This is a genomic window from Mucilaginibacter pankratovii, assembly GCF_014773265.1.
Classification (GTDB): Bacteria; Bacteroidota; Bacteroidia; order Sphingobacteriales; family Sphingobacteriaceae; genus Mucilaginibacter; species Mucilaginibacter pankratovii.
This window is the reverse complement of record NZ_JACWMY010000002.1, coordinates 643,619-668,115: the sequence shown is the minus strand read 5'-3', so window position 1 is coordinate 668,115 and position 24,497 is coordinate 643,619. Positions and strand designations below refer to the sequence as shown.

At 44.1% G+C, this 24,497-nt stretch carries 22 protein-coding genes; 13 read left to right on the top strand and 9 right to left on the bottom strand.

All coding sequences use genetic code 11. From position 1 onward, the window contains the following. The first annotated feature begins 24 nt into the window (after positions 1–24). From IDJ77_RS05505 to IDJ77_RS05485, 5 genes are all read left to right on the top strand, one after another. Positions 25–1,173 (top strand): toxic anion resistance protein, encoded by a 1,149-nt coding sequence (locus tag IDJ77_RS05505; RefSeq protein ID WP_224750977.1) that lies wholly within the window; start codon positions 25–27, stop codon positions 1,171–1,173. Positions 1,174–1,446: 273 nt separating this feature from the next. Further along, complete coding sequence (locus IDJ77_RS05500; RefSeq protein WP_191187921.1) at positions 1,447–2,127, top strand: hypothetical protein; 681 nt, start codon at positions 1,447–1,449, stop codon at positions 2,125–2,127. A gap of 89 nt (positions 2,128–2,216) precedes the next feature. Further along, positions 2,217–3,194, top strand: a complete 978-nt coding sequence (locus tag IDJ77_RS05495) for a hypothetical protein (RefSeq protein ID WP_224750976.1) — start codon at positions 2,217–2,219, stop codon at positions 3,192–3,194. A gap of 12 nt (positions 3,195–3,206) precedes the next feature. Beyond that, a complete protein-coding gene (locus IDJ77_RS05490) occupies positions 3,207–4,025 on the top strand; it encodes a TerC family protein (protein ID WP_191187920.1) in 819 nt (272 codons plus the stop codon). 11 nt (positions 4,026–4,036) lie between these two features. Beyond that, the gene (locus IDJ77_RS05485; RefSeq protein ID WP_191187919.1) at positions 4,037–4,483 is read left to right on the top strand and encodes a phosphatidylglycerophosphatase A family protein; all 447 of its coding nucleotides are present in this window, start codon (positions 4,037–4,039) and stop codon (positions 4,481–4,483) included. Positions 4,484–4,501: 18 nt separating this feature from the next. On the opposite strand, the gene IDJ77_RS05480 is transcribed toward IDJ77_RS05485, so the two are convergent. The 6 genes from IDJ77_RS05480 to IDJ77_RS05455 form a co-directional block, all read right to left on the bottom strand. Beyond that, entirely contained in the window at positions 4,502–6,154 is a 1,653-nt protein-coding gene (locus IDJ77_RS05480) for a hypothetical protein (RefSeq protein WP_191187918.1), read from the bottom strand. Positions 6,155–6,192: 38 nt separating this feature from the next. Then, on the bottom strand, positions 6,193–6,453 hold the full coding sequence (locus IDJ77_RS05475; RefSeq protein WP_191187917.1) for a hypothetical protein: 261 nt from the start codon (positions 6,451–6,453) through the stop codon (positions 6,193–6,195). 232 nt (positions 6,454–6,685) lie between these two features. Then, positions 6,686–7,354 carry a response regulator transcription factor gene (locus IDJ77_RS05470; protein ID WP_191187916.1) on the bottom strand — a complete coding sequence of 223 codons (669 nt, stop codon included), beginning with the start codon at positions 7,352–7,354 and terminating at the stop codon, positions 6,686–6,688. Between the two features lie 5 nt (positions 7,355–7,359). Then, positions 7,360–8,157, bottom strand: coding sequence for a sensor histidine kinase (locus IDJ77_RS05465; RefSeq protein ID WP_191187915.1), 798 nt, complete (start codon positions 8,155–8,157; stop codon positions 7,360–7,362). Continuing rightward, entirely contained in the window at positions 8,121–8,777 is a 657-nt protein-coding gene (locus IDJ77_RS05460) for a hypothetical protein (protein ID WP_191187914.1), read from the bottom strand. The genes IDJ77_RS05465 and IDJ77_RS05460 overlap by 37 nt, the downstream gene beginning before the upstream one ends. Before the next feature lie 65 nt (positions 8,778–8,842). Further along, positions 8,843–9,226 (bottom strand): hypothetical protein, encoded by a 384-nt coding sequence (locus tag IDJ77_RS05455; protein WP_191187913.1) that lies wholly within the window; start codon positions 9,224–9,226, stop codon positions 8,843–8,845. Between the two features lie 416 nt (positions 9,227–9,642). Between IDJ77_RS05455 and IDJ77_RS05450 the strand changes: the two genes are divergently transcribed. The 5 genes from IDJ77_RS05450 to IDJ77_RS05430 all read left to right on the top strand — a co-directional run bounded on the left by IDJ77_RS05450 (position 9,643) and on the right by IDJ77_RS05430 (position 16,319). After that, entirely contained in the window at positions 9,643–9,972 is a 330-nt protein-coding gene (locus tag IDJ77_RS05450; protein ID WP_191187912.1) for a hypothetical protein, read from the top strand. A gap of 125 nt (positions 9,973–10,097) precedes the next feature. Beyond that, on the top strand, positions 10,098–10,520 hold the full coding sequence (locus IDJ77_RS05445; RefSeq protein ID WP_191187911.1) for a GNAT family N-acetyltransferase: 423 nt from the start codon (positions 10,098–10,100) through the stop codon (positions 10,518–10,520). Positions 10,521–10,608: 88 nt separating this feature from the next. Beyond that, on the top strand, positions 10,609–11,958 hold the full coding sequence (locus IDJ77_RS05440; RefSeq protein ID WP_191187910.1) for a glycoside hydrolase family 140 protein: 1,350 nt from the start codon (positions 10,609–10,611) through the stop codon (positions 11,956–11,958). Between the two features lie 5 nt (positions 11,959–11,963). Continuing rightward, complete coding sequence (locus tag IDJ77_RS05435; protein ID WP_191187909.1) at positions 11,964–13,013, top strand: polysaccharide deacetylase family protein; 1,050 nt, start codon at positions 11,964–11,966, stop codon at positions 13,011–13,013. Positions 13,014–13,583: 570 nt separating this feature from the next. Then, complete coding sequence (locus tag IDJ77_RS05430) at positions 13,584–16,319, top strand: alpha-L-rhamnosidase (protein ID WP_191187908.1); 2,736 nt, start codon at positions 13,584–13,586, stop codon at positions 16,317–16,319. A 210-nt stretch (positions 16,320–16,529) separates the two neighbouring features. Here IDJ77_RS05430 and IDJ77_RS05425 read toward each other — a convergent pair whose 3' ends face one another. Beyond that, a complete protein-coding gene (locus tag IDJ77_RS05425; protein ID WP_191187907.1) occupies positions 16,530–17,321 on the bottom strand; it encodes a phosphatase PAP2 family protein in 792 nt (263 codons plus the stop codon). Between the two features lie 406 nt (positions 17,322–17,727). Between IDJ77_RS05425 and IDJ77_RS05420 the strand changes: the two genes are divergently transcribed. Continuing rightward, positions 17,728–18,300 (top strand): fasciclin domain-containing protein, encoded by a 573-nt coding sequence (locus IDJ77_RS05420; RefSeq protein ID WP_191187906.1) that lies wholly within the window; start codon positions 17,728–17,730, stop codon positions 18,298–18,300. Between the two features lie 101 nt (positions 18,301–18,401). Continuing rightward, entirely contained in the window at positions 18,402–18,893 is a 492-nt protein-coding gene (locus IDJ77_RS05415; protein WP_191187905.1) for a cupin domain-containing protein, read from the top strand. Positions 18,894–19,113: 220 nt separating this feature from the next. Here IDJ77_RS05415 and IDJ77_RS05410 read toward each other — a convergent pair whose 3' ends face one another. Continuing rightward, a complete protein-coding gene (locus IDJ77_RS05410) occupies positions 19,114–19,743 on the bottom strand; it encodes a DUF2238 domain-containing protein (protein WP_191187904.1) in 630 nt (209 codons plus the stop codon). Between the two features lie 57 nt (positions 19,744–19,800). After that, positions 19,801–20,163: a cupin domain-containing protein gene (locus IDJ77_RS05405; RefSeq protein ID WP_191187903.1), complete on the bottom strand. Its 363-nt coding sequence runs from the start codon at positions 20,161–20,163 to the stop codon at positions 19,801–19,803. A gap of 230 nt (positions 20,164–20,393) precedes the next feature. On the opposite strand from IDJ77_RS05405, the gene IDJ77_RS05400 reads away from it, so the two are divergent. Continuing rightward, positions 20,394–24,455 carry a hybrid sensor histidine kinase/response regulator transcription factor gene (locus IDJ77_RS05400; protein WP_191187902.1) on the top strand — a complete coding sequence of 1,354 codons (4,062 nt, stop codon included), beginning with the start codon at positions 20,394–20,396 and terminating at the stop codon, positions 24,453–24,455. Positions 24,456–24,497 lie beyond the last annotated feature (42 nt).

The window sequence follows — 24,497 nt, the reverse complement described above, 5'->3', positions numbered from 1 at the left end:
TAAACAGCATCAACATTAAGCAAAATGGAAACTAACCCAAGCAATAACGAGTTGAATTTGAACATGCCGGACCTGAACCTGCCGCCTCAACCGGCGCCGGGTACAACCACGCCGGTAAAATTGGCCAAGGATGGTACGGTAGACCTTACCACTATTACCCCGGCCGAGGAAACAAAGTTTAAAGAGATTGCTAAAACCATCGACCCGAAGGACGTAAACTCGATACTGAACTACGGTACCGAGGTGCAGAATTCGATGGAGCGTTACAGCAATACGTTCTTAACATCGGTGCGTACCTACAACTCGGGCGAGGTGGGCACGTTAATTACCGATCTGCTTCATGAGCTGAATTATATTGATGTGGATGAACTGAACCAAAGCGCGTTCACCAAATTCATCTCCGCCATTCCGTTTTTAAAAAGTATCGTAATGGATACCAAAAAGTTGTTTGCCAAGTATGATACCGTGGTAAACAACATCGATAAAATTGTGAATAAGGTTAAGGCTGGTCGCGTAAACTCATTAAAAGATAATGCATCGCTGCAAACCATGTTTGATAGTAACGTTACCTACATCCACCAGATGGAAGAGCTTATTATCTCGGGCCAGTTGAAATACAACGAACTGAACGAGCAGCTTGCCGTGATGGATGGCAACCCGGCTGCTTACGAGGATTACGAAATTGCCGACCTGCGCGATTTTGTAAATCGCCTGGATAAACGCCTTGCCGACCTGAAGGTGGTGCGCTTTATTATGATGCAGTCGCTGGCGCAGATAAGAATTGTACAGAACAACAATACTACTATTGCCGAGAAAGCGCAGTCCATTGTATCAACCACTATCCCGGTTTGGAAAAACCAATTAACCATTGCCGTTGCTTTGAACAGGCAAAAGGAAAATGTGGAGATGCAAAAGAAAATATCAGACACTACGAACACCATTTTGCAAAAAAATGCCGATTTGCTGAAGCAAAACAGCATAGAAGTTGCACGGGAAAACGAAAAAACCGTAGTTTCGTTAGAGACTTTAAAACGCACCACGGCTTCGCTGATTGAGACGCTTACAGAGGTAAAGCGTATACATGATGAAGGCACGCAAAACCGCAGGGTACTGAACACCGAATTGCAGAATTTGGAATCGGAACTGAAGAAGAACGTGGCCAATGTGAGTTAAACTAATAGGGGAAAGGCTTTTTCACGTATGCGTCGCCAGGCGACTCATCCCCCGCCCCCTCTCTGCTGCGCAAAGAAGGGGAGACATTGGGGGTATTTTTATTCAATCTCTTCACCCTCTTTGCGAAGCAGAGAGGGTCGACGCACGATAGTGCCGTCGGGGTGAGTCAAATATGCGAGCGATAGGAAACACCAATGGCGCGAGAATGACGGGTAGGGCAATCGGAAAAGGCTTCTCGTGCTAACAAGCAACGCTCTTCTATTATAATTCGCAATGCAAACGAACTACAATATACTTAATTGGCCTGAAGCAAACGAGCTGAAATCCCATATGGATGGCGAGGTTGTAGAGCGCGTTTATTTCAACCTAAGCACGGTTTACAAATTGAGTGATGGAACATATTTAGTAATGCCAATCAATCCGTTCGCAAAATGCCTGGCAGCCAAGGACACGGTTTTGTTGGAAAAATGGCGAACAGATTGCTATTATCCTACAAACGAGAAAATCAACGATTTTTACTTTGCAAACAAAGAAAAGTTTGAAAATCTGCTTCAGTTTCAAGAAGTGCTGAATAACGATCTGTTAAAGTATGTAGCTAAATATGAAAATGAATTAACGCAACCGTCAGACCTTGATGAGATATGCAAATTATTAAAAAAGAAAAAAGCTTTTAATAAGTATAAGTTAAATTTCATTGTGCTGGTAGGCAATTATATTATCAATAAACATCCGGATGACGGACTTATTTGGGCAAAGCTTGTAAACAAGCAATTGCTGAATCCACTGGTAACGCTTGTGTTATTAGGAATCGTAAATAACGAAGAGAGGTATTTCGATCTTCAAGAATTGGTTGATGGTAAATGGGGGTATCAAGGGCTCCAGCATATTGAGCACCGTTTCTTATATCCACTGCGGAGGCCGGATGAAATTGTTTCCCTGCAGAAATTTAATTGATATATTTTATTTGGCTTAGCGCACCACCTTTTTCCTATTTAAAATCTGATAAGTGCCTACGATAGTATTTTTGTATTTTTACATTTTAAATGGGCTTACTATTGATGGATGAAAACAGGATAAATATTTTAAATGAATCTACCCGTACCATCAGCAAACTGCAGTTGCTTACGGTGTTCTTTAATAACGATATCATTTATAAAATTTATCTGCGTACCCAAGTAATCCACCAGTTATTTGCAACCAATCCCGATCTGGATATCAATAAACTGGAGTTGTTTCATCTCCAGTTTACTGTTACCCTAATAGATCTGCTGAAAAAGATCAAGAAAAACAACGAGAGCCGGGCCGACTTAATGTTGGATGAAGTTCAGCTAAACAACGAGCTGATAGGGCAGATGGACGATACCATTTTTAGCGAGAACGATTTTGCCAACGATAAACAACGGCAGGCGCTAAAGATGAGCCAAAGCCTGCGCAAGTTGTTCGAGGTGCTTTCCAACGATCTGGAGGATTATCCTTTCGCCAAAAATATCAACCTTTTCAGTTCGCGGTACGCGCCCGATTACTTTTCGGAGATCCCGGTCGAATTGCTGGATGAGCTGCTTCGTTACAACCCGGCCGACCTGTACACGGATAAATACGCCACCATTCAGCGAAAGCTGATGGGGAAACTAAACAAGCACGGTTTTAAGATAGAATTTTATGCAGGCTTAAAAACCGGAGACATTACCATAGAAGTTTATAAATTCACGGAAGTAGCCCTGTACTTTCTATATTCGCCCTCAAATAATATTTTTTTATTTTGCGATATCGCTAAAATTGGCAGTATTTCGCATCAGAGTAAGCTTTCCAAAAAAGAGCGGGTGATGCAGGAGTTGCTGGATAAGAATGTAAGGCTGCAAAGCAGCGCCGGCGTAATGAAAACGCACCTGCCGGCAGAGGTGATAAACCTTTTGGATGAGGATTATAAAAAAATTGCCGATGTTGATTTTCTGCAGCATATGAATAGCTTTGATGTGCAGGCAAACATTTTAAAAACAATGCTTAATACCGATTTAATTTAATAAGACCTATATATGGATATTTTACACACCCTGCTTGGGGAAGATATTAAAGCTGGTTTACTGATTGTACTGAACCTGATCGTTATCGAGAGCCTACTTTCGGTGGATAACGCCGCGGTGCTGGCTACTATGGTGATAGATCTGCCACCAAAACAGCGCAGCAGGGCACTTAAATATGGTATTATTGGCGCTTATGTGCTGCGCGGCGTATGTTTGTTTTTAGCCGCATGGCTGGTAAAAATATGGTGGTTGAAACCACTGGGCGGACTTTACCTGTTATACCTCGCTTTCGACTACTTTAAAGGCAAACTACAAACCAAAGAAGCAGGCGAGGCTGAAAGCGTTGATAAAGAAAAAAACTGGCTGTACAAATCAACCGTTGGGTTGATAGGCACCTTTTGGGCAACCGTTGCATTGGTAGAGTTGATGGATCTTGCGTTCTCTATAGATAACGTATTTGCCGCCGTCGCCTTTACCGATCACGTGTTCCTGATCTATACAGGGGTGTTCATCGGTATATTGGCCATGCGTTTTGTGGCACAGGCATTTGTAAAGCTGATGGAGAAATTCACCTTTTTAGAAACCGTTGCTTTTATTGTGATTGGGGTATTGGGGATTAAACTCACATCATCTTTATACATCCACTTTTATCCCGAGACACCGTTCTCTAAATTTATGGAAGGCGAAACTGCGGATATTGCCGTATCGGTATTTACTGTAGCTATCTTCCTGATCCCTGTTATTACTTCCCTGCTGTTTAACTTCCCTAAAAAACATACGATAGAACCTGAAGTTGCTGAAGCTGCGGAAGATGTTTTAAATAAAAGCTAAGTACCGGGGGTATGAATAAACTGATCGCATCCATATTTGGGATAGGCTACATAAAGGGCGGCGGTACGCTTGCAGCCATTGTAACCTGCCCGCTTATCTGGGCAATATGGCAGCTGAATATTTACCCTTCCTATATCTTATTTTTAGTTACGGTACTCATTACCTTCCTGGGTATTTATGTTGGCAACAAAGTAGAACCCGAATGGGGTAAAGACAGCTATCGTGTGGTGATAGACGAAGTAGCGGGTATGTTGGTGACCATGTTATTCATCCCGGCAAATCTTTACTTGCTGTTGGCAGGCCTGGTGCTGTTCCGTTTTTTTGATATTTTAAAGCCTCTTGGTATCCGCAAAATGGAAGCCTTACCCGGTGGGGCAGGGGTGATGATGGATGATGTGCTGGCTGGCGTGTATGGCAATATAGTGCTGCAGTTGGTGGTGTTTTTCTTTAAGTTTTAAAGCCGGCAATGGCCTTTTTTAATTAATAAGCACTTCGGCGTTTATCATTGGTGAGCCTGTTTTCTCAAAAAGTTCGCTTAAAAACTGCAGCAGCTCCGATTTTTGGCAAGGGGTTAACAGCGCATTCGCAAGTACATCCAGGTTATTTTGCTGCCCGCTTTTGGTGACATATATCACACACCATTTTAATATTCCAAACCTGCGCTGCTCATTAGCAAAACTGGTATTAATTTGCGCTATAAGTTTACTGTCGAAGGCATTGTTGTTTTTCTGCAGTAAGGCTTTGGCTATGGTTAGCTCTAAAAAATTACTGTTTACAAACTCCACAACAGTATGATACTGCAGATTGGCACTGGTATTTAATTCTCTTAAAAAACCAACGCTTAACAGGTCATGATAAGCCGGTGCGCATTGTTTTATCAGGCCGTTTACTTTTAGTTTGTCAACCTCAAATACACCGTTTTTAAAGTCCATTAATTCCACCAGCGCGGTCAGTAACAGTAGCTTATCAGCCGAATACGGCCCCAGGTAAACTTTGTTTAAAACAAATGCAGAGAGCAGCTCATACAAACAAACATGGTTGATATTGTTAAGTGAAAAATCGTCTTTATGTTGTTTGTAGTAAAATTGGAAATATAATGGATGATTAAAATTTTCGGCAATATCTTCAGCTAAACAAACCTCCTCTCCGGGGTTTATCTTTTTGCACAGCTCCTTTATTTCAGCGGCGCTAAATAACGGCACGTTAATTTCCAGGTGGCTGTTATTGGCGGTGAAAGCCGTATACCAGTTATCCGGATTGTTTTGCAGCTGATGTTTATTGTTTACCCAGGTTGCGGCACGCATAGTAAGTATCAGCTTAAACCAGCCGGTATTTTGGTGTAAAGCGGCGATATCATTTACCTGGCTAAGTAATAGCTGAAATTGCTCCGATTTGTAGGAATGATCGTCCAGGCCGTCTATTATCAGGTAAAAATTACCTTCCTTGCGGCGGTCGTTATCAAAAAGCGACCGAAGGTCTACGTCGGTAGCGTACCCGAGTAATCCCAAAAGCCAGTCGTTAAGGCTACGGCCACTTAAAAAAACATTCATCAGCGCGCTGCTGCTAAAAAACAATACAACATCGTTAGTTATACCCGATGCGTTTAGCGCCAGTGCTTCTTCCACCCAATGGCAAAGCGCTATAGTTTTGCCATAGCCTGCCGGTGCCGATAGCACGGTTGCGGTATGATCGCCTCGCGAAAAAGCAGCAAAGTGGCGGTCGATAAATTCCCGTTGTATGGTTTGAGCGTATGGTATACCTGCTTTGTTTTGCAGCGCCTGCACGGTAAAGTTGGTTATTTTGGCAGCATTTTGTTTTAGGGTTTCCCAGTTGGCGTTTGTTGGGTTGTTGCCTGCGTGTTGTATTTCCTGCTTAAGGCAAAAATCATCCCAACCTTCGTAGCCGCAGTATTTGGCCATTGTTTCTATAGTGAACAACGAGGGGCGGAATTTGCTGTACGCAAAACCGTATACACGCTTTAGCGTAGTTTCGCTTATACTGTGTTTAGTACGCTCGAATACTTTAAGAGAGATCACTTTACAATCGCCGGGAGCAATGCTTTTAAAGCCCGAACTTAAAAGTACAGCAGATTTAAGCGCTTCGAGGGAATGAGTTAAAAATGTGGTCATGAACAGATGATATCATTTTAGGTACTATAAGATGTTACTTATACAATAACTAATTCGATGCACTGTCTAACGGTAAAGTTTTTGGATACGGCCCCACGAGAGATACTTCTGCCGGTTTGGTATTCTTCGGCAACCATTTGTAATTTGTTTTCAAGTTTTCTGCACAATTCACCATCATCGTCATAACCTATTGAATGAAGCGGAGTATCAGTTAATAAGTTATAAGCCTTTGTGGCGGGTTTGCCACAAATGGTGAGTATATCATACTTAATTTGATTACTAATGTAAACAATATCCATTTTACCACTTTAACGAATGCTTTTATACGTAAAGATAAAAATTAAGTTGCCAAAAAAATCACCCGTTTTTCTCCTTGGTTGGTGGGTTTTTTATTGTGGGTTAATTAATGGACTGGTGATTGTGTGAGAGAACAGTAAATTTACCAAATCAGCCGTTTTATTAACTAATAATTACATAATAGCGGGATTGCCATTTTTACCCGATTTTAAAAACACGTATAAGTACGTGGTTTTAAAAGGGGATCTCGAAAAGGCCGAATTTGATGGCGAAAAGCACCAAACCAGCGGTGTTTCTGCAGTTGGTTTTAATGATGAGGTTATTGCGGTGGCCTTCTACCGTGCGTACGCTTAAATAAAGCTGATCTGCTATTTCGGCGTTATTAAATTCTTTGCAAATAAGTTCGAGCACCTGTTTCTCGCGCCGGGTTAGCGCTATTTGCAGGCCGCTTAATATAGTTTGCGAAGTATTGCGGTGGTTTGCGCTGTTGCGGATGGCATTAAGCGCGTCGTTATTAAAATAAAAGCCTGTTTTATACACGGTATTAATGGCTAATATCAGTTCGTCTTTATCGCAATTCTTGGCCAGGTACGATGCCGCTCCTGCGTTTATCATTTTGGTAATAAGCGCCTCATTCACATGTACCGATAGGATGATAACTTTTATCCCGGGGTATTGCTCGTGCAGCGCTTTGTTTAGTTCAATTCCATTCATGCCCGGCATATCCATATCTATCACAGCAACATCAACCGGGGCAGTGGTGGTTTTAAGGGTATTCAGAAATTCCTGCCCGCCGGCGCTATCGGTAACAAGCGTAAATTCTTCTACCGAGTTGATAAGCAAAGCTAAGCTCTGGCGGAATAAATTCTGATCGTCTACAATTGCAACGCTTATCTTCTCCATCTTAATTATATTACAGGGCAATTTATTTGTATATGAAAGCCTTCGCCTGGTTTGGTGGTTATATCATAGGTAGCATTTATATTGAGCAGGCGACTCTCTATATTTTGCATCCCCATGCCTTTTTTTAGCTGGCTGCTCGAACCTGAGAGCCCCTTGCCATTGTCTTGATAGGCAATTAACAATTTGCCCGGCGCACTGTTAAATTGTATATCGGCTTTACTTGCACCCGAGTGTTTTATAGTATTATTCAGCAACTCTTCCAGCACACGGTATAGTGCGGTAGCGCTGGCAAGCGGCAGGTTTTCTAAAACAGCATCGGCATCGTTTTCTACATTGATAGTTAACTTGCCCGATTGGTTGATAATATCGCTATGCTCATTAATGGCCGCGGCAAGGCCGTAATATCCCAAAGTAGCAGGGGAGAGATTGTGCGATATATGGCGCACATCCTTTACAATCTTATCTATAGTTAGTTTGCTGGATTTAACGAAATTAAGGTATTGCTGGTTTTTATCGTCAACAGGCTTAAACATTTCTATCAACATTCGTAAACCGGATAAGGTAGTGCCCACATCATCATGCAGATCCTGCCCGATGCGCTTACGTTCAGCTTCCTGCGATTGGATAACGGCACCCAGCAATTCTTTCTGATGCGCAATTTCGGCCTGCTGAAACTGCTGTCGTTGCCTGAGAAGCCTATTTTGGTTACGGATAGAAAACAGGATGAACGATACCACCAGGATGAGGGCACCGCTCATGCCCAGGATCATCTGGACGTAGATATTGTCTGTTGTGCCTTGCATTTGTGAAATCCTATTGCAAATAAAACATATTCTATAACTAAAATGGTAGCGTTTAGGGTCCAGATAACGTACGTCATGATATCGTCCCTTGTTAAGTTATCAAAAAAGATGAACATGAATAACGAACTGCCATAATACAATAAAAGCCCGGCTACTACCCAGTTGCTGGCGTGGTCGGCCCAGCGGCTGTCCAGATCGCTATTATTTTTAGCGAAGAACAACATGCAAAAGATAATAAGGATAATGGCATCTACGGACCGTGCATTGCTATCCATTTTCATCATGCTTTCTATAAAAACCGTATTAAGCACGCAAAAAACGGCGAACGCAGCAATAAGCCCATACAGGATATTCCGGATACGCTTGTTATAAAACTCAGAAAAAAAGGCCGTAATGAAGCCGAATTCAAATGGGGTATAAATATGGTATATACCGGTTGTACGCATATGGTAACCACGTGCCATTACACTGGCTATGGTATTCATCACAGCCGAAAAAATGATAAAAGCTAAAATTATTTTAAAAGCACGGGTTAAACCCCGATAGTTGATAAAGGCGTAGGCGATGGGGATAAGTACGGTGGCCGGGACGATGAATGTTGTATATATAAAAAACAGCATTTGCTAAAAAATTTATAAGCCTTAAAGATATTAAAGCTTATAAACTTCTGAAGAGTAAATTTTAATTAGCTTTCTATGGTAGGGCCGCCACCTGTTGGGCAAACAGGTGGGCAAGCGGTTACCAGGTCAACAGTACCGGGGCGATCCTCGCCGCCGTTTTCGCCGGGTATGGTAAGTACTTCTTCGCCATTAACTACCGACACGATAACCAGCTTAGCAGTCAACGGGTCTGTTTCGTCTTCCATCCCTATATATGCTCTTACACCCTCGGCGTTAGGGCTGTTTGCAAGCAAGGTGTTGATTGAAGCGGTCGGAATAAAAAAAGACCTGCCTTGAAACTCGTCTTCGGAAGTTGATAGGTGGCTGCGCCAGTTTGCCGCCCATGCTTTAGCTGTTTCTAAAGGGATGGTGCCGTCTGGGTTGTCGTTGTTTGTTGGGGTGGTGCTCATAGTAATTAGTTTAAAGTTAATATTAAGGGATAGGTTAATTTTTGCATAGCTATTAGTTACATAATTATATCCGATAGTAATACGCGTTTATAGGTCATTATCGCCCGTAAATATATACTTCCTGTGGGTATCACCCCGGCAATTTATTTGATTAGTACACGATTTTGAATCTTAAAAACACAATGAACAAAATGAATAATTAATAAGCACCATAAATCTCGCGGTGTTAGTTCGAGCGTAAAAACGGGGCTTATTTGCCTTGCAACGCAATTTAGCAGATAAAGCGGCCGCGCCGCTGCAGCAAATTACTTGTTACTTTATTGGCTCCGTACGCTGTTGAAAATTACCCTATCAAACTAACTTGCTTGCAAAATCGTAATATGCACGGTGGCTTTTCCAAACTAAAACTTTGTGTTATGAAGATACATGCAATTACAAGCACCCGGCCAAACCTTAAAACAAAAGGTTTCTCAACCCTCCATATCGAAATATTTATGCTGATACTGGTGGGCAAAACCAATAAAGAGATCAACGATATATTTGGGTATACACAGCGTTCGCATGCTGTTGTAGACCATTCGCGCAAGGTGATGTTTAAGCTGCTGGCATTGGAGAATTTATCCAAACGCGAATACTCCGAACAAGTGGTGTACCCGCGCAGTTACCAGTTTTGGTGGAAGAAATTATTTGATAAGCACCAAAAAGCGCTGATGGCCATGGCTATATCACCGGAGTTTTATGAGTAAGGGCGGCGCTTAAGGTATAATATCGGTTTAGCTGGACTATGGCATTTATATTTATTGGCCTATTTAATTAACGGCCAAAGTGTTAAAATTTGAAACATTAATTTTAACCATTAAAGCAATATAAAATGCCAGGCCCCGAAATTATTTACCAACGCGAAGACACATTAGACCCTCAGGAATTTGTTGATGTATTAAAACGCAGCACGCTTGCCGAGCGCCGCCCTGTAGATGATATGGACCGGATAAAGCTGATGTGCCAAAATGCCAACCTGTTTGTTACCGCCCGTATAGGTGGTAAATTGGTGGGTATAGCGCGTTCTTTAAGTGATTTTGCTTTTTGCACCTACATGTCCGATCTGGCGGTAGACCAGGCATACCAGCGCATGGGCATTGGTATCCGCTTAATAAAAGAAACCAAAAGGCATACCCCAATTGCCAAACTGATATTACTTGCTGCCCCTGCCGCGGTAGATTATTACCCTAAAACGGGAATGACCCGCTTTACGCATAGTTTTTTATTGGATAATATTAATGATTTGAAAGTTTAGCGCTACATCGCAGGCATTCGGCACCTGATTGTTTTCAATCGGCAAAAAAAATAGATAAATTCAAAGGCCAATTGTAAATAACATCCTGATGAAAAAATACCTGCTGCTTGTGTTCTTTTTCGCTTTCTCCAAAATTGCCACGGCCCAGTTTACCGTTAGCGCCGATAAGCATTACATCCTGAAAGGCGGCAAGCCTTTTTTTTGGCTCGGCGATACGGCCTGGGAGCTTTTCCATCGGCTGGATAGGGAGGAAGCTAACCGATATCTAAAACACCGCAGCGAGCAGGGTTTTACCGTAATACAGGCTGTAGTATTGGCCGAGATGGACGGCCTGCACACCCCAAACGCTTACGGCGAAAAACCATTGATTGACGACGACCCCGAGAAGCCAAACGAGAAGTATTTTGAGCATGTAGACTACATTATAGATAAGGCCAACGAATATGGCATGAACATAGCCTTGCTGCCAACCTGGGGCGATAAGGTTTTTAAAGATAAATGGGGTAAAGGCCCTGAGATCTTCACCGAAAAGAACGCGGCAACTTATGCCGCCTGGCTGGCAAAACGCTATAAAAATAAAACCAACATTATATGGGTACTCGGCGGCGACCGCCAGCCCCGTGGCGAGGCAGATATCGCCATTTGGCGCGCCATGGGCCGGGCTATTATGAAGATAACCGGGGGCAAGGCGCTTATTACCTATCATTGCCAGCCAAATCAGCTGGGCTCGGCGCAATGGTTTAGGGGCGAGGATTGGTTCTCATTCAATATGTTTCAGAACGGGCATTGCAGGGATACGCCGGTTTACGATAAGATCTTCGCCAGCTATAACGCCTTGCCGCTAAAACCCGTGCTGGATGCCGAACCCATTTATGAAGACCACCCGGTTTGCTTTAATGTGAACGACCTGGGCACCTCCAGCGCCTATGACGTACGCAAGTATGCTTATCTCGACCTGTTCTCGGGTGCCTTCGGGCATACCTATGGTTGCCATGATATCTGGCAGATGTATTCACCAAAATACGAGCCGTTGAACGGGCCGCATATGTTTTGGTATGATGCGCTCGATCTGCCGGGGGCCAAACAAATGAGCATTGTACGAAAATTGATGGAATCACACCCGCTATTGGACAGGGTGCCCGATCAATCTATCATCCGGGAAAATAATAATGGTCCCGCGGATAGGATCCAGGCCACCCGTGGCACCGATTACCTGTTTGTTTATACAGCCGCCGGAAAACCATTCACCGTTATTGCCCGCAAAATAAAGGGCGATAAGTTAAACGCCTACTGGCTGGATCCAAGAAACGGGAAAATAAAGGAGTTGCCGCAGGTATCTAATCTTCAAAATAATACTTTTACCCCGCCATCTGCCGGTTACGGGCAGGATTGGGTGTTGGTGTTGGATGATGCAGCCCGGCAATACAAAAAATTATAACCGCCATGAAATACCTTTCTTTTACTATTCTTTGCTTGTGCCTGTCACTTTCCTCCTTTGCTCAAAAACAAACGGAACTTGATTACACCATCGCGCCCTGGTTCAATAATAAAAAAGCGGCGGTTAGCTTAACCTTTGATGATGGTATCCCCGGGCAATACGCCGTTGCGGTGCCCTTGCTGGATAAGTACGGTTTTAAGGGGACCTTTTTTATGTCGGTATCTATTGTAAATAGTCAGCACATCAGTTGGGAAACAATTAACAGGGCCGCTTTAGCCGGGCACGAAATAGCCAACCATGCACTAACGCATCCACATTTTCCTAAAATGCCCCTTGATAGTATTGCCTGGGAATGCACCGAATCTAACAAGCAGATGGATGCTCTGCTGCCGGCGCAGAAAATGATCACGCATGCCTATCCCTTTGGCGAAGGCGGTGGTATTACCGAAAAGGATAAGGCTATCCGCAAAACAGTTGCGCCGTATTTTATTGGCGCGCGTGCCACGCAAAACAAACCGTACCCTTACAACGCCTATGATTTTGCCAAAACCAACGATGATTACTACAACATAAACAGCCAAATGATAAGCGATTCGGCATCGATGGCGAATTTTGGGAAGTACATTGATGAAACTATCGCTGTTGGCGGCTGGTTTTGCCCAACATATCATGGTATAGAAGACGGCTGGATCATCACACCCGGCAAAGTTTTCGCGCAGCATTTAATTGAATTAGATAAGCGTAAGGATTCTGTATGGATAGCGCCATTTAAAAATGTGATCCAGTATCATAAGGAGCGTAACTCGGCAAAGCTTAAACTACTGAGCAAAAATGCCCGGCGTTGGACGCTTAGCCTTACCGATACCCTGGCCAACCGCCAAAACTGGACACAGCCCCTCACCATCAACTTCAATACCAACGGCGCTGTAATTAAAAGCATTAGCCAAAAACGTAAAAAACTGTCCTTTAAGCAAAGCGGACAGGTATGTGTGTTTGATGCCCTGCCGGGGAAAGACAATATCGAGGTGCAATTTACCCCTAATGCAACTCGGTAATCCCTAAGTGCCCTTCCTACAGATCATAGCCGTCAACTTAAGGTGTTGAATTTTAAAAGAGCCATCGGCTCGATAAATATTGTAACGGCGGGTTTTAACCCGCCGATGTAGCCCACCGTTTTGATGAGTGCCGTAGGTACGACCCATATTTAGGATTTATATCGGCCGAACCGATGGTTCTTTACGCTGGTGCTATTTTGCGACAACGGATTAAAATCCGTTGCTACAAAATAGGTCGACGCTACGCGTCTGCACTACTCCTTAAGCTGACGGCTATGCTCCTACAGATGGAATATCGCAATCACCCCTGCGCGTTTTATACCCGCTATTGTTACACCCTTTGGTTTTGAAAAAAAAATACCGAAAACTCCTGTAACCATAACAGTGCATGACGGTTATTGTAAACATCTTCTTTACATTGGCAACACCATATATAAAGCTCTATTTCATGTAAAAATCCACTAAAAACATGCTTAATGCGTTTGTAACGCACACGGATAAATGCTACCTTTTGTCGCCCATTCATAAACCTCCGGCGGATGTTTGCACCCCGCTTTTTATCGTATAAAAATGAGAAGAATTTTTACCCTCGTTACCGTCTTTACGTTGGTTGCCACCTTTGCGCAGGCCCAAATTTCTGTAAACAAAATACTTTGCGAAAACCGCACTAACCCCATCGGGCTTGATAACGCGCAGCCGCGTTTTACCTGGGAGCTGGCCTCCGCCGGGCATAACGTAAGCCAAACGGCTTACCAGGTAAGGGTAAGCACTCATTCCGATTTCCGTAAGATCATATGGGACTCTAAAAAGGTTGCGTCCGATTCTTCGGTACACGTAGGTTATAAGGGTAAGGCGCTTTCATCGCATACCAAATACTACTGGCAGGTTAAGGTGTGGGATAACACCAAAAAAGCATCTGCCTGGAGCGAAACCGGCTACTGGATAACCTCGCTGTTTAATGCCAATGAATGGCAGGCAAAATGGATTGGTCCGGGTTTTAAGGAAGATAGTCTGCGGGCCTCGCCCATGTTCAGGAAAACATTCAGCTCTACAAAAAAGGTAGCTTCGGCTGTGGCTTTTATTACTGCGCACGGCCTATACGAAGCGCAGATAAACGGTCGTAGGGTAGGGGATGCCTACCTTACCCCCGGCTGGACGAGCTACGGCAAACGCCTGCAATACCAGGCTTATGATGTTACCGATCTGTTGACCAATGGTAACAATACCATCGGCGTTACGCTGGGTAGTGGTTGGTACCGGGGCACCATTGGCTTTGCCAACAATTCAAACAGATACGGCAAAGATATCGCCCTCCTGATGCAGATGCACATAACCTATACCGATGGCACATCAGAAGTGGTGCTGTCCGACGGAAGCTGGAAATCGAGCACTGGCGAAATAACCTATTCTGAAATTTACAACGGCGAAACCATTGATGCCCGTAAAATAAAGAAAGGCTGGGCGCTTAACGGGTATAACGATACCGGTTGGAACGGCGTGCAGGTAGCGGATTACGGCTTTAAAAACCTGCTGGCTACTTATAACGAACCCATCCGCAAACACGAGACATTTAAAGCTCTGCGGGTAATCAAAACAAAGAAGAACGAGCATATTGTAGATTTTGGGCAAAACCTGGTGGGATGGGTGAAAATAAGGCTAAAGGGAAAAAAGGGACAGAAAGTGACCATATCACATGCCGAGGTATTGGATAAAGACGGTAATTTTTATACCGATAACCTGAGGTCGGCCAAGGCGCAGGATAATTTTATACTCGGCGGGGACGATGTGGAAGTGTTTGAGCCCCACTTCACGTTCCATGGTTTCCAGTTTATTAAAGTTGAAGGGTATAACGGCGACCTGAACCCGGACGATTTTACGGCTGTCACCATATATTCAGATATGGCACCAACCGGCACTTTCAGTTCTTCTAATGCGCTGGTTAATCAACTTCAGCATAATATCCAATGGGGGCAAAAAGGTAACTTTTTAGATGTGCCTACCGATTGCCCGCAACGCGATGAGCGCCTGGGCTGGACAGGAGACGCGCAGGTATTCTCGCGCACCGCATCGTTTAACATGAATGTAGATAACTTTTTCTCTAAATGGCTGAAGGATATCACCGCCGACCAAACCGAAAAAGGTGCGGTACCATTTGTAATTCCGAATGTTTTGGGTAAAGGTGCCGCCGGCAGCGCAGGCTGGGGCGAGGCCGCTACCGTTATCCCCTGGAATATGTACGTTGCGTACGGGGATAAGCAGGTACTGAAAGATCAGTACGGCAGCATGAAAGCCTGGGTTGATTATATGAAGAACCAGGCTAAGGATGATCTGTGGAACACCGGCTTCCACTTTGGCGACTGGCTGTTTTACAGCGTGAACGACGATACCGACGGCACATCTGCCGTAACCGATAAATACCTGATAGCGCAGTGCTTTTATGCCTACTCCACCCAGCTGCTTATAAACGCGGCGCAGGTTTTAGGTAAAACCGACGATTACGAAGCTTACGGCAAAAACCTAAAGCGTATAAAGGATGCCTTTATGCGCGAGTATGTTACTGCCAACGGCCGTATGGTATCTGGTACGCAAACCGCCTATGTGCTTGCCCTTAATTTTGATATGCTGCCCGAGGACCTTCGCCCGCAAGCCGCAGCAAGGCTGGTAACAAATATTAAAAATTATAACAACCACCTTACCACCGGCTTTTTGGGTACACCATACCTTTGCCATGTACTCAGCAGGTTTGGTTATACCGATGAGGCTTATAAACTGCTGCTGCAGGATACTTATCCAAGCTGGCTGTACCCGGTAAAAATGGGCGCAACCACCATTTGGGAACGCTGGGATGGTATAAAACCCGATAAAACCTTCGAAACACCAACCATGAACTCTTTTAACCACTATTCTTACGGCGCCATTGGCGATTGGATGTACCGCGTAATGGTTGGGTTGGATACCTATAATGATGGCCCGGGGTATAAGCATATCAAAATAATGCCGCACCCGGGTGGCGGCTTTACCAATGCATCGGCAAGTTTACAAACGTATTACGGTACGGTAAGCTCGGCATGGGCAATAGCAGATGGCCAGCTTAATTTTGATGTAGAGATCCCGGTTAACACCACGGCATCGGTATATATCCCCGCAAAAGATGCCGCGAACGTGATGGATAGCGGCAAACCGCTAAAAAATGGCAAGCCTTATCAGCCGGCAAACAGCAAAGAAAATTATATTATGGTGGAGCTTGGCTCCGGAACGTACCATTTTACCGCGCCAATAGAGGTGCAGAAGGTGGCCGTGAAATAAAAATTGTGGCCATTGGTTCAGGGCTTGAGTGTTAGAAAGAATAAACGTCATAATAAATAACCGTCATCCTGAACTTGTTTCAGGACCCCACGGGACAGGTAGCCAATATGCATAATCGCCCTGCCTGTTCGGCTACTGTGCATGTGGGGTGCCGAAATAAATTCGGCATGACGAACTGTTTTTTATAGTGCTCGAACCCGCCGCTTCCTCTTACAACTGCTTGGTAAACACAAACCCAACAACGCCATCGCTGTAAGTAGGCATGATCACTGTCTGCTTGTTTGATTTTTCATCGTGGAATAATTTGTTTCTGAATAGCGGATAGATAGCATACGCTGCCTTGGTTGAAAGTATCCCAAAACCTGCCCCGGCAACAATATCGCTAAACCAGTGTTTGTGGTTATAAACCCTTAAAATGGCAGTGGCCGAAGCGCAGGTATAACCAAAAATGCCATACCAGGGCGATTTATCGCCATACTCCTGTGCCATAAATTCGGCAGCTACAAAGGCGCTTCCCGAATGGCCCGAAGGGAACGAGAACCTGTCGGCACCGTTAGGTCTCAAACGGTCGGAAGAACGCTTTAGTCCATAGGTAGCCAAACCAAAAATCCCTTCAGACATGCCCAGGATTATCGAGCGGTCGATAAACGTATTCTTCCCGTGTACGCCCGCGAAATTCAAACCGTACACCAAGGCAATAGGGGCGTACTGTAAATAATTCTCAACAGGGTACAAGTTGCCGGGGTGGTCTTTCTGGGCATCCCTGTCGATACTGTAATCGAGGTTCCGGATAGCTTTCACATTAAAAGATAACGCGCCATATGTAATGAAAACAGTTGGGGGAATAAATGATTGCCAGGTAGTTTGCAGATGCTTTACGGTGTCCGGCAGGGCCAATAGATTAGCAGAATCTGTTTTTAACGAATCTTTTGTACTAATCTTGATCTGCGCGTTAACACTTAGCGATGCGATGCTCAGGAGTATGATGATGATCTTTTTCAAAGAGGAGTTATACTGAAATAAAGAATGCTGCTAATTAAAAAATAAAATCTGTAGAAACTTTGTATGGCGCTACATATTACGTAAAATGACGTAGATATTAACAATTTGTTTTAGTTAGGTTAATATTGAGAACGGATTTAAATAAAAATAACCTCGTTTTTGGGTTAGGAAGCAGATAAGGTTTTGATGTTGATAGTTAGCGGTTTGGCGTAGGCCTATGGGTGTTCTTTTGCATTCAGAAAGGTATAAATAACCGGATGTCGGCACCCAAAATGAATTTTTACTAAACAATCTTCCGCTCCTGTAGTTATCTATGAGTTAATAAACTATAAAAAATCCTGCTATACGATAAACCATTACCCATTAATTAATCAGTAAAACACAGAAAATCTAAAACAGGAACAACATGAAAAGATCCATTTTTTTAGCTGCAGGCTTATTATTATTGAATTTGACGACCAGCCGCGTATTTGCACAAACCACACAGGATACCACCAAAAAAACCACACAGGATACCGCTAAAGCAGTTACTCCTGCGGTAGAAGGCGCAAGCGACGTTGTAGGCGCGCTGGCAAGTAATGCCGACTATAGTAACGCGTTGATAGCTGTAAAAGCTGCAAAGCTCGATTCGGTTTTAAAAACAGGTGGCCCATATACCATATTTGCCCCGCACAATAACTCGTTGACCACCTCCAAACTGGACAGCTTGCAAAAAGATCCAGCAAAATTGGCTTCGATATTAAAAGGCCATGTGGTTAGCGGTAAATACGGTAAGAAAGAAATAGTTGCCGCTTTAAAAGCAGGCAAGGGTAAAGCAGTCGTAACTACTTTAGACGGCCAAACGCTTACGCTTTCCTTAGCCGGCAGTAAATTACAGATAACTAACGCCGCCGGCAGTTCTGCCCAGGTTACCTTATTCGACCTGATAGGCGCAAATGGAATTGTTGACGGTATTAACGGCGTACTATTGCCGAAATAATTGCATATAACTCTATTCAACAAAACCCGGCCAAAAGCCGGGTTTTGTGGTTTAAAAACATCGCTCAATGGCTTACATTTGGCGCTATCAAATTCAAAACGATGCAAGAACCTAATGCCGCATACTGGATACAGCAGCTATCATTATTACCGCACCCCGAAGGCGGCTTTTATAAAGAAGTGTTCCGTTCACAGCAACAGGTGAAAAGGGCAGGCATAGAGACAGTTTTGCAAGCCTGCACCTCTATTTACTATTTATTGGAAGGGGAAGATTATTCGGGCTTTCATAAGATCTCCTCAGATGAGATCTGGTATTTTCATAAGGGTGCGCCGCTCATTGTGCACGTAATAACTGCCGAAGGAGAACATCAGGCGCTGCAACTTTCCGACCAGCCCGGCGGAAACTTATCCTTAGTTGTACCGGCTGGTTTATGGTTTGCGGCAGAGGTGCCCGGCAAAACGGGTTACGCTTTGGTAAGTTGCGCCGTAGCCCCGGGTTTCGAGTTCAGCGAATTTGAAATGGCGAAAAAAGAAGAATTGATAGCAACTTATCCCGGCAACGTAGCATTATTTGAGCGCTTGTGCAGACCCTAACAAATGTGCAGGTCAATGTCGTTTTACTTAAGCTACTAAGTAGCCTCACCTAAACGGCGAAGCCCTCATGCAATAATCCTCTCCAAAGGAGAGGACTTTTAGCCCCTCTCCTTTGGAGAGGGGTTGGGGTGAGGCTATGCAGCAGGCCAAATTTTAAGTAAACGACATTGACATACAGATGGAACTCCAGAATACAATGATGTAGCTTTTAGTCAATATTTTATTTCTTAATCTGCACATCCGCATATTTCCGCATTTGCAAATCTATCATCCTGTCCTGCCATCTGCTAAAAAACATCACCATACAAATAGCGCCGATGGTGGCAAAAAGCATATCGCTTTGAGTATCCCATATATCGCCTTGCGTGCCTAAAAAAGAATCGCCGCTGGAGCCGGAGGTGACCGATACAAACCACTCGATAAATTCATAAGTAACGCTGATGCTCATGCAAACGCACACGGTTAAGAATGCCACCCAGCCTCGCTTCAGGATAACACCGCAGCGGATAAACAGCTCGCGCGCTATGATGGCCGGCACAAAGCCCTGTGTAAAATGCCCTATTTTATCGTAATTATTGCGTGCCTGGTGGAAGTTGTCGCGGATCCAGTTGAAGGCCGGTACTTCGGCATAAGTATAATGCCCGCCGATGAACAGGATATAGCAATGCAGCAATATCATTACATAAGTTAAATACGTGAATTGGAAACGCTTATAAGTGAGCACCAGCACTATAAAGCCAATTATCGCCGGGAAAACTTCCAGTATCCAGGTGAAATAATCGTGCGGGTTAATGGCCGAGAGGATAAGCCCGGCAAAGAAGAGTATAATTAAAATAACATGCTTATTCATGCGGTAAGATATAAAGAAAAAGCAAACAGTTCGCTGCGCAATCCTAAACGGCGCGTATTATCCTTTATCCTCCACGAAATTTACGGGCAGGCTTTCATCAAAAGCTATATAAACACGTCTCCATGGGTCTTCACCTTTCATTTTCCAGCGGTGGGCCGTGCCGGTGGTATCCATGGCTACCAGTATTTCGCCGGGGTTTAATGTAAATGTTTCACCGGGAAACGTCTCAAACTCCAGTGTGCCCAGCAGGTTTATTACATACTGGCAGGTGGGGGCGTTATGCCAATGGTAAAACGAATGCGGCGGCGATTCCTGGAAACGGATACCGGAAGCCTGGTTAAGTATTCCTTCGTTCACTGTTCCTGTTTTAATATGCGAATGTCCGTCTTCGCCGGTATATAGTTTGTAGGCTTTTAGCATGGGGTAATATAAACTGGTGCCAAGCTAAAAATAAATGCCGGCATCAAAAAAAACATCTGCATGAAGCCTGGTATTAGTGATGGCTATCATCCTATGTTTCGCTGGCAATTAATTTAACTGTATCCTGTTAAATGGTAATAAACGGTTACAAGAGGTAATTTTTGGGCATAAAGTTATAGTTAACAATCATTAGGTTTGTTTGCTGTTTAAAACCAATTATAGCCAGTTTAATGAAGAGAGTTTTACTACTCAAATGTGCGTGTTTACTCGTGGCCGGTATTTTACTGTCGGGCAGGTACGCTTTTGGTTTGCAGTCGGTACAATATTTAGGCATCGAACAGGGGCTCTCTAACAACGCCGTTACCAGTGTTTATAAAGACCACCACGGCTTTGTTTGGATAGGCACTTATGATGGGCTCAATAAATACGATGGCAGTACAGTAAAGATCTTCAGGAACGTTTGGCTGGACGCGGGCTCGTTAAACGATAACCACGTTAACCGCCTGGCCGGTTCCGGTAACCGCATCTTCGCGGGTACATTAAAGGGCCTGGTTTACTTTGATTATACCGACTCGCGCTTTCACCCGGTTTATTTTAAAGGTTCGGCAGGTACTGCCGTACAGAAAATTGCTAATAATGTTACCGCCCTGCAAACCGATGCCAAAGGGAATGTGTATGCCGGTACCGATTACGCAGGGCTTTTTATTTGCCGCGCCGGCGATTCCGTCAGCAGGCAAATTCCTCTGCCAAATGGCGATAAAAGCTATAGCGTACAGGCATTCTCTATTGATGACGCAAACAATATTTGGGTGTTTATACGTAACGTTGGCCTTTGCATGCTTAACAGGCAGAATAGTAAGATAGAGCTAATAAGCCAGGCTATAAAATATGCCAACTGCATTTTAACAGATACCAGGCATCAGGTTTGGATAGGTGCTGATAATGGCCTTTTTACCTATAATTTAATCAGCAAGTCATTAACAAAACTTACTGCCGCGAAGCTGAATAACGAGAATATCGTTGATATCAAATTTTCGAGGTCATCGGAATTGTGGTTGGGTACAAACGGCGGCGGCGTAAATGTTTTAGATACCGCCAGCCACGCCGTTAGGTATATTGTTAGTGGCGCGGGCGATAATAATAACCTGCACAGCGATGCCATCAGTATGATTTACCAGGATAACCAGCAGCGCATGTGGATAGCCACGCTTAGGGGAGGGGTAAGTTTTTTAGATAGCAGGCGCAACCAGTTTAAACTCATCACGCATAATCCCTTCAATAAAAACAGTGTGGTGAACAACTTTATCCTGTCGTTTTGCGAGGATAACCTGCATAACCTTTGGATTGGTACCGATGGCGGCGGCCTGAGTTACTGGAACCGCAAAACAAACCAATTCACCAACTATGTACACAGTGCAGATGCAGCTTCCCTGCGCAGCAACTTTGTGGTGAGCCTTATACATGATAAAAAGAAACAGCTCTGGGCCGCTATGTTTAGCGGTGGAATTGATAGGTTCGACGCGCAAACGCAAAGGTTTATTCATTACGATTGCTATAACAGCACCACCAAAACCATTGATAAAAACCTATGGAAGCTTTACCTGGATAGCCACAACAACCTTTGGGCCGGCACCACACGCGGTGGTACGCTTTATAAATATAACCGCCGGGCCGATAAGTTTGAAGTGTTTGACAACCAGCTAACCAATATCCACGCCATTTTTGAAGACCGCATGGGCACGCTCTGGGCGGGCGATTATTCGCGGCTGATAAAAATAGACACCGCAAAAAAGCAGCACCAGTTTATTGCGGTAAAAAACGCTGTTAGATCTATCACCGAAGACGGCGTGCGCAACTTGTGGATAGGCACCGAGGGTGGTGGTCTCTTACGATATAATATCGCGGCCAAAACATTAAAACGCTATACCCGTTCGGATGGCTTACCCAGCAACTCGCTGCTGAATGTTGTGGTTGACGATAGGGGGAAGTTGTGGGCGAGTACTTATAACGGCCTAACCGAGTATAGTGCTAAAACAAACACTTTTAAAAATTTCTACGCGTCGGACGGGCTGCAAAGCAACCAGTTTAATTTTAACGCCGCGGTAAGGTTAAGTTCCGGCGAGCTGGCTTTCGGGGGTATCAACGGCTTTAACGTGTTTTACCCGGATAGCATCAGTCTGCCGCTGCACCAACCCGAACTAAAGTTTACGGGCCTGCAGATCAACAACAAACCCATAGATGGCAATATAAGTTACACTGATGGGAATGCCGTGGTAGATCTTAAACAAATTACAGTGCCCTATAACGAGGCTACCCTGGCTATAGATTATACAGCGCCCGAGTATTCCTTTCCGGATAAACTGAACTATGCCTACTACCTGGAGAACTGGGACCATGGCTGGAACTACGTAGGCAAAATAAAAACGGCTTATTACGGCCGCTTAAACGAGGGTAAGTACATCCTTAGAGTAAAAACAACCAACAGCGCCGGCGAATGGAACGGCAAGCAACTGCATCTGCAAATTATTGTGTTGCCGCCCTGGTACCGTACCTGGTGGGCGTATTTGCTATATATTTCGGTATTATCCACCATTGTTTATTGGTTCTGGCTGTATCGCATCAGGCAAACAAAGCTGAAATACGAGGTAGAGATAGCCAACCTAAAAGTAGAACGCGAAAAAGAACTGAACGAAAAGAAGCTATCCTTTTTTACCAATATCTCGCACGAGTTCCGTACGCCGCTTACGCTGATCATCAACCCCATAAAAGATCTCCTGCAAAGCGACGGTAACAAACACAGCGATGAGTTAAACACCATTTACCGCAACGCCCGCCGCCTTTTAGGCCTGGTAGATCACTTGCTGCTTTTCAGAAAAACAGAAAGTGAGAACGACAGCCTGAATATGGTTAACCTCAACTTTGCCAAACTATGCAGCGATGTGTACGCCTGCTTTTTACACCAGGCAAAAATTAAAAGCATTAAATACAGCTATCATTCTGATGTGCAGGAGCTTATTATAGCTGCCGATCGGGAGAAGATAGAGATCGCCATTTTTAACCTCATCTCCAACGCCATAAAATTTACATCCATAGGTGGCGAGATTGATATTACGCTGGAAGAAACCGATAAAAGCGTTATTTTAAAGGTGGAGGACAATGGCTGCGGTATAGCACCGGGTATCGGCGAAAAGTTGTTTGATAAGTTTTACCAGATAAAAGATAACACCTCGCTAAAAACCGGCTTTGGCATAGGGCTTTATTTATCCAAAAGTTTTATCAATAGCCACGATGGTACCATCTCTTATACAGGTAACAACCGCAATGGTACCACTTTTACGGTTAGCCTGCCCAAAAAGCGCCTGCAGGAATCAAATACCGAACCGGAAAGCGCTGAACTCAGCCAGCATTTAATTGATGAGCTGATAACCGGCGATACCACTACCGAAAAACTTGCCGAAGAAGAAGTAGCTAATTTTGAGCTGTTGATATCAGACAGGCAATCCATCCTCATTATTGATGATAACGAGCAGTTGCGCGATTATATCCGCAAGATATTTAAAGAACATTACAAAATTTTTGAGGCACAAAGTGCCGAAGAAGGCCTGGAGTTGATAAAAAAACATCTGCCCGATCTGGTGATCAGCGATATTTCGATGGGCGCGCTGTCGGGTATCGATCTCTGCCGAATTATTAAGCAGGATTCATCGCTGAGTCACATCCCCGTTATATTGCTTACCGGCGATGGCAACCCCGAGATTAAACTGAAGGGGATAGAAGTAGGGGCAGTTGATTTTGTAACCAAACCGTTTGAGAAAGATCTGCTTGTGGCACGGGTACAAGGTATTTTGAAGGACAGGCGCGAGCTGCAGAATTATTTTTACAATGAAGTAACTCTCAAATCTACCACGCGCAACATCTCCGAAGACCATAAAGAGTTTTTGTACAAGTGCATAGCCATCATCGAAAATTACCTGATGGAACCCGATTTTGATGTAAAAACCATCGCCGATGAAATGGGGATGAGCTACTCCAGCCTGTTTAAAAAAATAAAATCCATCAGCGGGCAGTCGGTAAATAATTTTGTGCGTTTTGTACGCCTGCGTAAAGCCGCCGAGATGATGATCAATACCAATTGTAACGTTAACGAGGCCGCGTTTAACACCGGTTTTAACGATATTAAATATTTCAGAGAGCAGTTTATCAAGCTGTTTGGTGTTAAACCGTCGGAGTTTATAAAACAGCACCGCCAGGCTTTTAATAAACATTATTCGGTAGAGCAAACATTTCGTTAACGAAAACCGCCTGTTTGGTATTAATTGTATAAAAACACTTAA

What these genes read in the sequence shown, in the direction of transcription:
- IDJ77_RS05505 (WP_224750977.1), top strand. Translation starts at nt 25, where the DNA reads ATGGAAACTAACCCAAGCAATAACGAGTTGAATTTGAACATGCCGGAC.
- IDJ77_RS05500 (WP_191187921.1), top strand. Translation starts at nt 1,447, where the DNA reads ATGCAAACGAACTACAATATACTTAATTGGCCTGAAGCAAACGAGCTG.
- IDJ77_RS05495 (WP_224750976.1), top strand. Translation starts at nt 2,217, where the DNA reads ATGGGCTTACTATTGATGGATGAAAACAGGATAAATATTTTAAATGAA.
- IDJ77_RS05490 (WP_191187920.1), top strand. Translation starts at nt 3,207, where the DNA reads ATGGATATTTTACACACCCTGCTTGGGGAAGATATTAAAGCTGGTTTA.
- IDJ77_RS05485 (WP_191187919.1), top strand. Translation starts at nt 4,037, where the DNA reads ATGAATAAACTGATCGCATCCATATTTGGGATAGGCTACATAAAGGGC.
- IDJ77_RS05480 (WP_191187918.1), bottom strand. Translation starts at nt 6,154, where the DNA reads ATGACCACATTTTTAACTCATTCCCTCGAAGCGCTTAAATCTGCTGTA.
- IDJ77_RS05475 (WP_191187917.1), bottom strand. Translation starts at nt 6,453, where the DNA reads ATGGATATTGTTTACATTAGTAATCAAATTAAGTATGATATACTCACC.
- IDJ77_RS05470 (WP_191187916.1), bottom strand. Translation starts at nt 7,354, where the DNA reads ATGGAGAAGATAAGCGTTGCAATTGTAGACGATCAGAATTTATTCCGC.
- IDJ77_RS05465 (WP_191187915.1), bottom strand. Translation starts at nt 8,157, where the DNA reads ATGCAAGGCACAACAGACAATATCTACGTCCAGATGATCCTGGGCATG.
- IDJ77_RS05460 (WP_191187914.1), bottom strand. Translation starts at nt 8,777, where the DNA reads ATGCTGTTTTTTATATATACAACATTCATCGTCCCGGCCACCGTACTT.
- IDJ77_RS05455 (WP_191187913.1), bottom strand. Translation starts at nt 9,226, where the DNA reads ATGAGCACCACCCCAACAAACAACGACAACCCAGACGGCACCATCCCT.
- IDJ77_RS05450 (WP_191187912.1), top strand. Translation starts at nt 9,643, where the DNA reads ATGAAGATACATGCAATTACAAGCACCCGGCCAAACCTTAAAACAAAA.
- IDJ77_RS05445 (WP_191187911.1), top strand. Translation starts at nt 10,098, where the DNA reads ATGCCAGGCCCCGAAATTATTTACCAACGCGAAGACACATTAGACCCT.
- IDJ77_RS05440 (WP_191187910.1), top strand. Translation starts at nt 10,609, where the DNA reads ATGAAAAAATACCTGCTGCTTGTGTTCTTTTTCGCTTTCTCCAAAATT.
- IDJ77_RS05435 (WP_191187909.1), top strand. Translation starts at nt 11,964, where the DNA reads ATGAAATACCTTTCTTTTACTATTCTTTGCTTGTGCCTGTCACTTTCC.
- IDJ77_RS05430 (WP_191187908.1), top strand. Translation starts at nt 13,584, where the DNA reads ATGAGAAGAATTTTTACCCTCGTTACCGTCTTTACGTTGGTTGCCACC.
- IDJ77_RS05420 (WP_191187906.1), top strand. Translation starts at nt 17,728, where the DNA reads ATGAAAAGATCCATTTTTTTAGCTGCAGGCTTATTATTATTGAATTTG.
- IDJ77_RS05415 (WP_191187905.1), top strand. Translation starts at nt 18,402, where the DNA reads ATGCAAGAACCTAATGCCGCATACTGGATACAGCAGCTATCATTATTA.
- IDJ77_RS05410 (WP_191187904.1), bottom strand. Translation starts at nt 19,743, where the DNA reads ATGAATAAGCATGTTATTTTAATTATACTCTTCTTTGCCGGGCTTATC.
- IDJ77_RS05405 (WP_191187903.1), bottom strand. Translation starts at nt 20,163, where the DNA reads ATGCTAAAAGCCTACAAACTATATACCGGCGAAGACGGACATTCGCAT.
- IDJ77_RS05400 (WP_191187902.1), top strand. Translation starts at nt 20,394, where the DNA reads ATGAAGAGAGTTTTACTACTCAAATGTGCGTGTTTACTCGTGGCCGGT.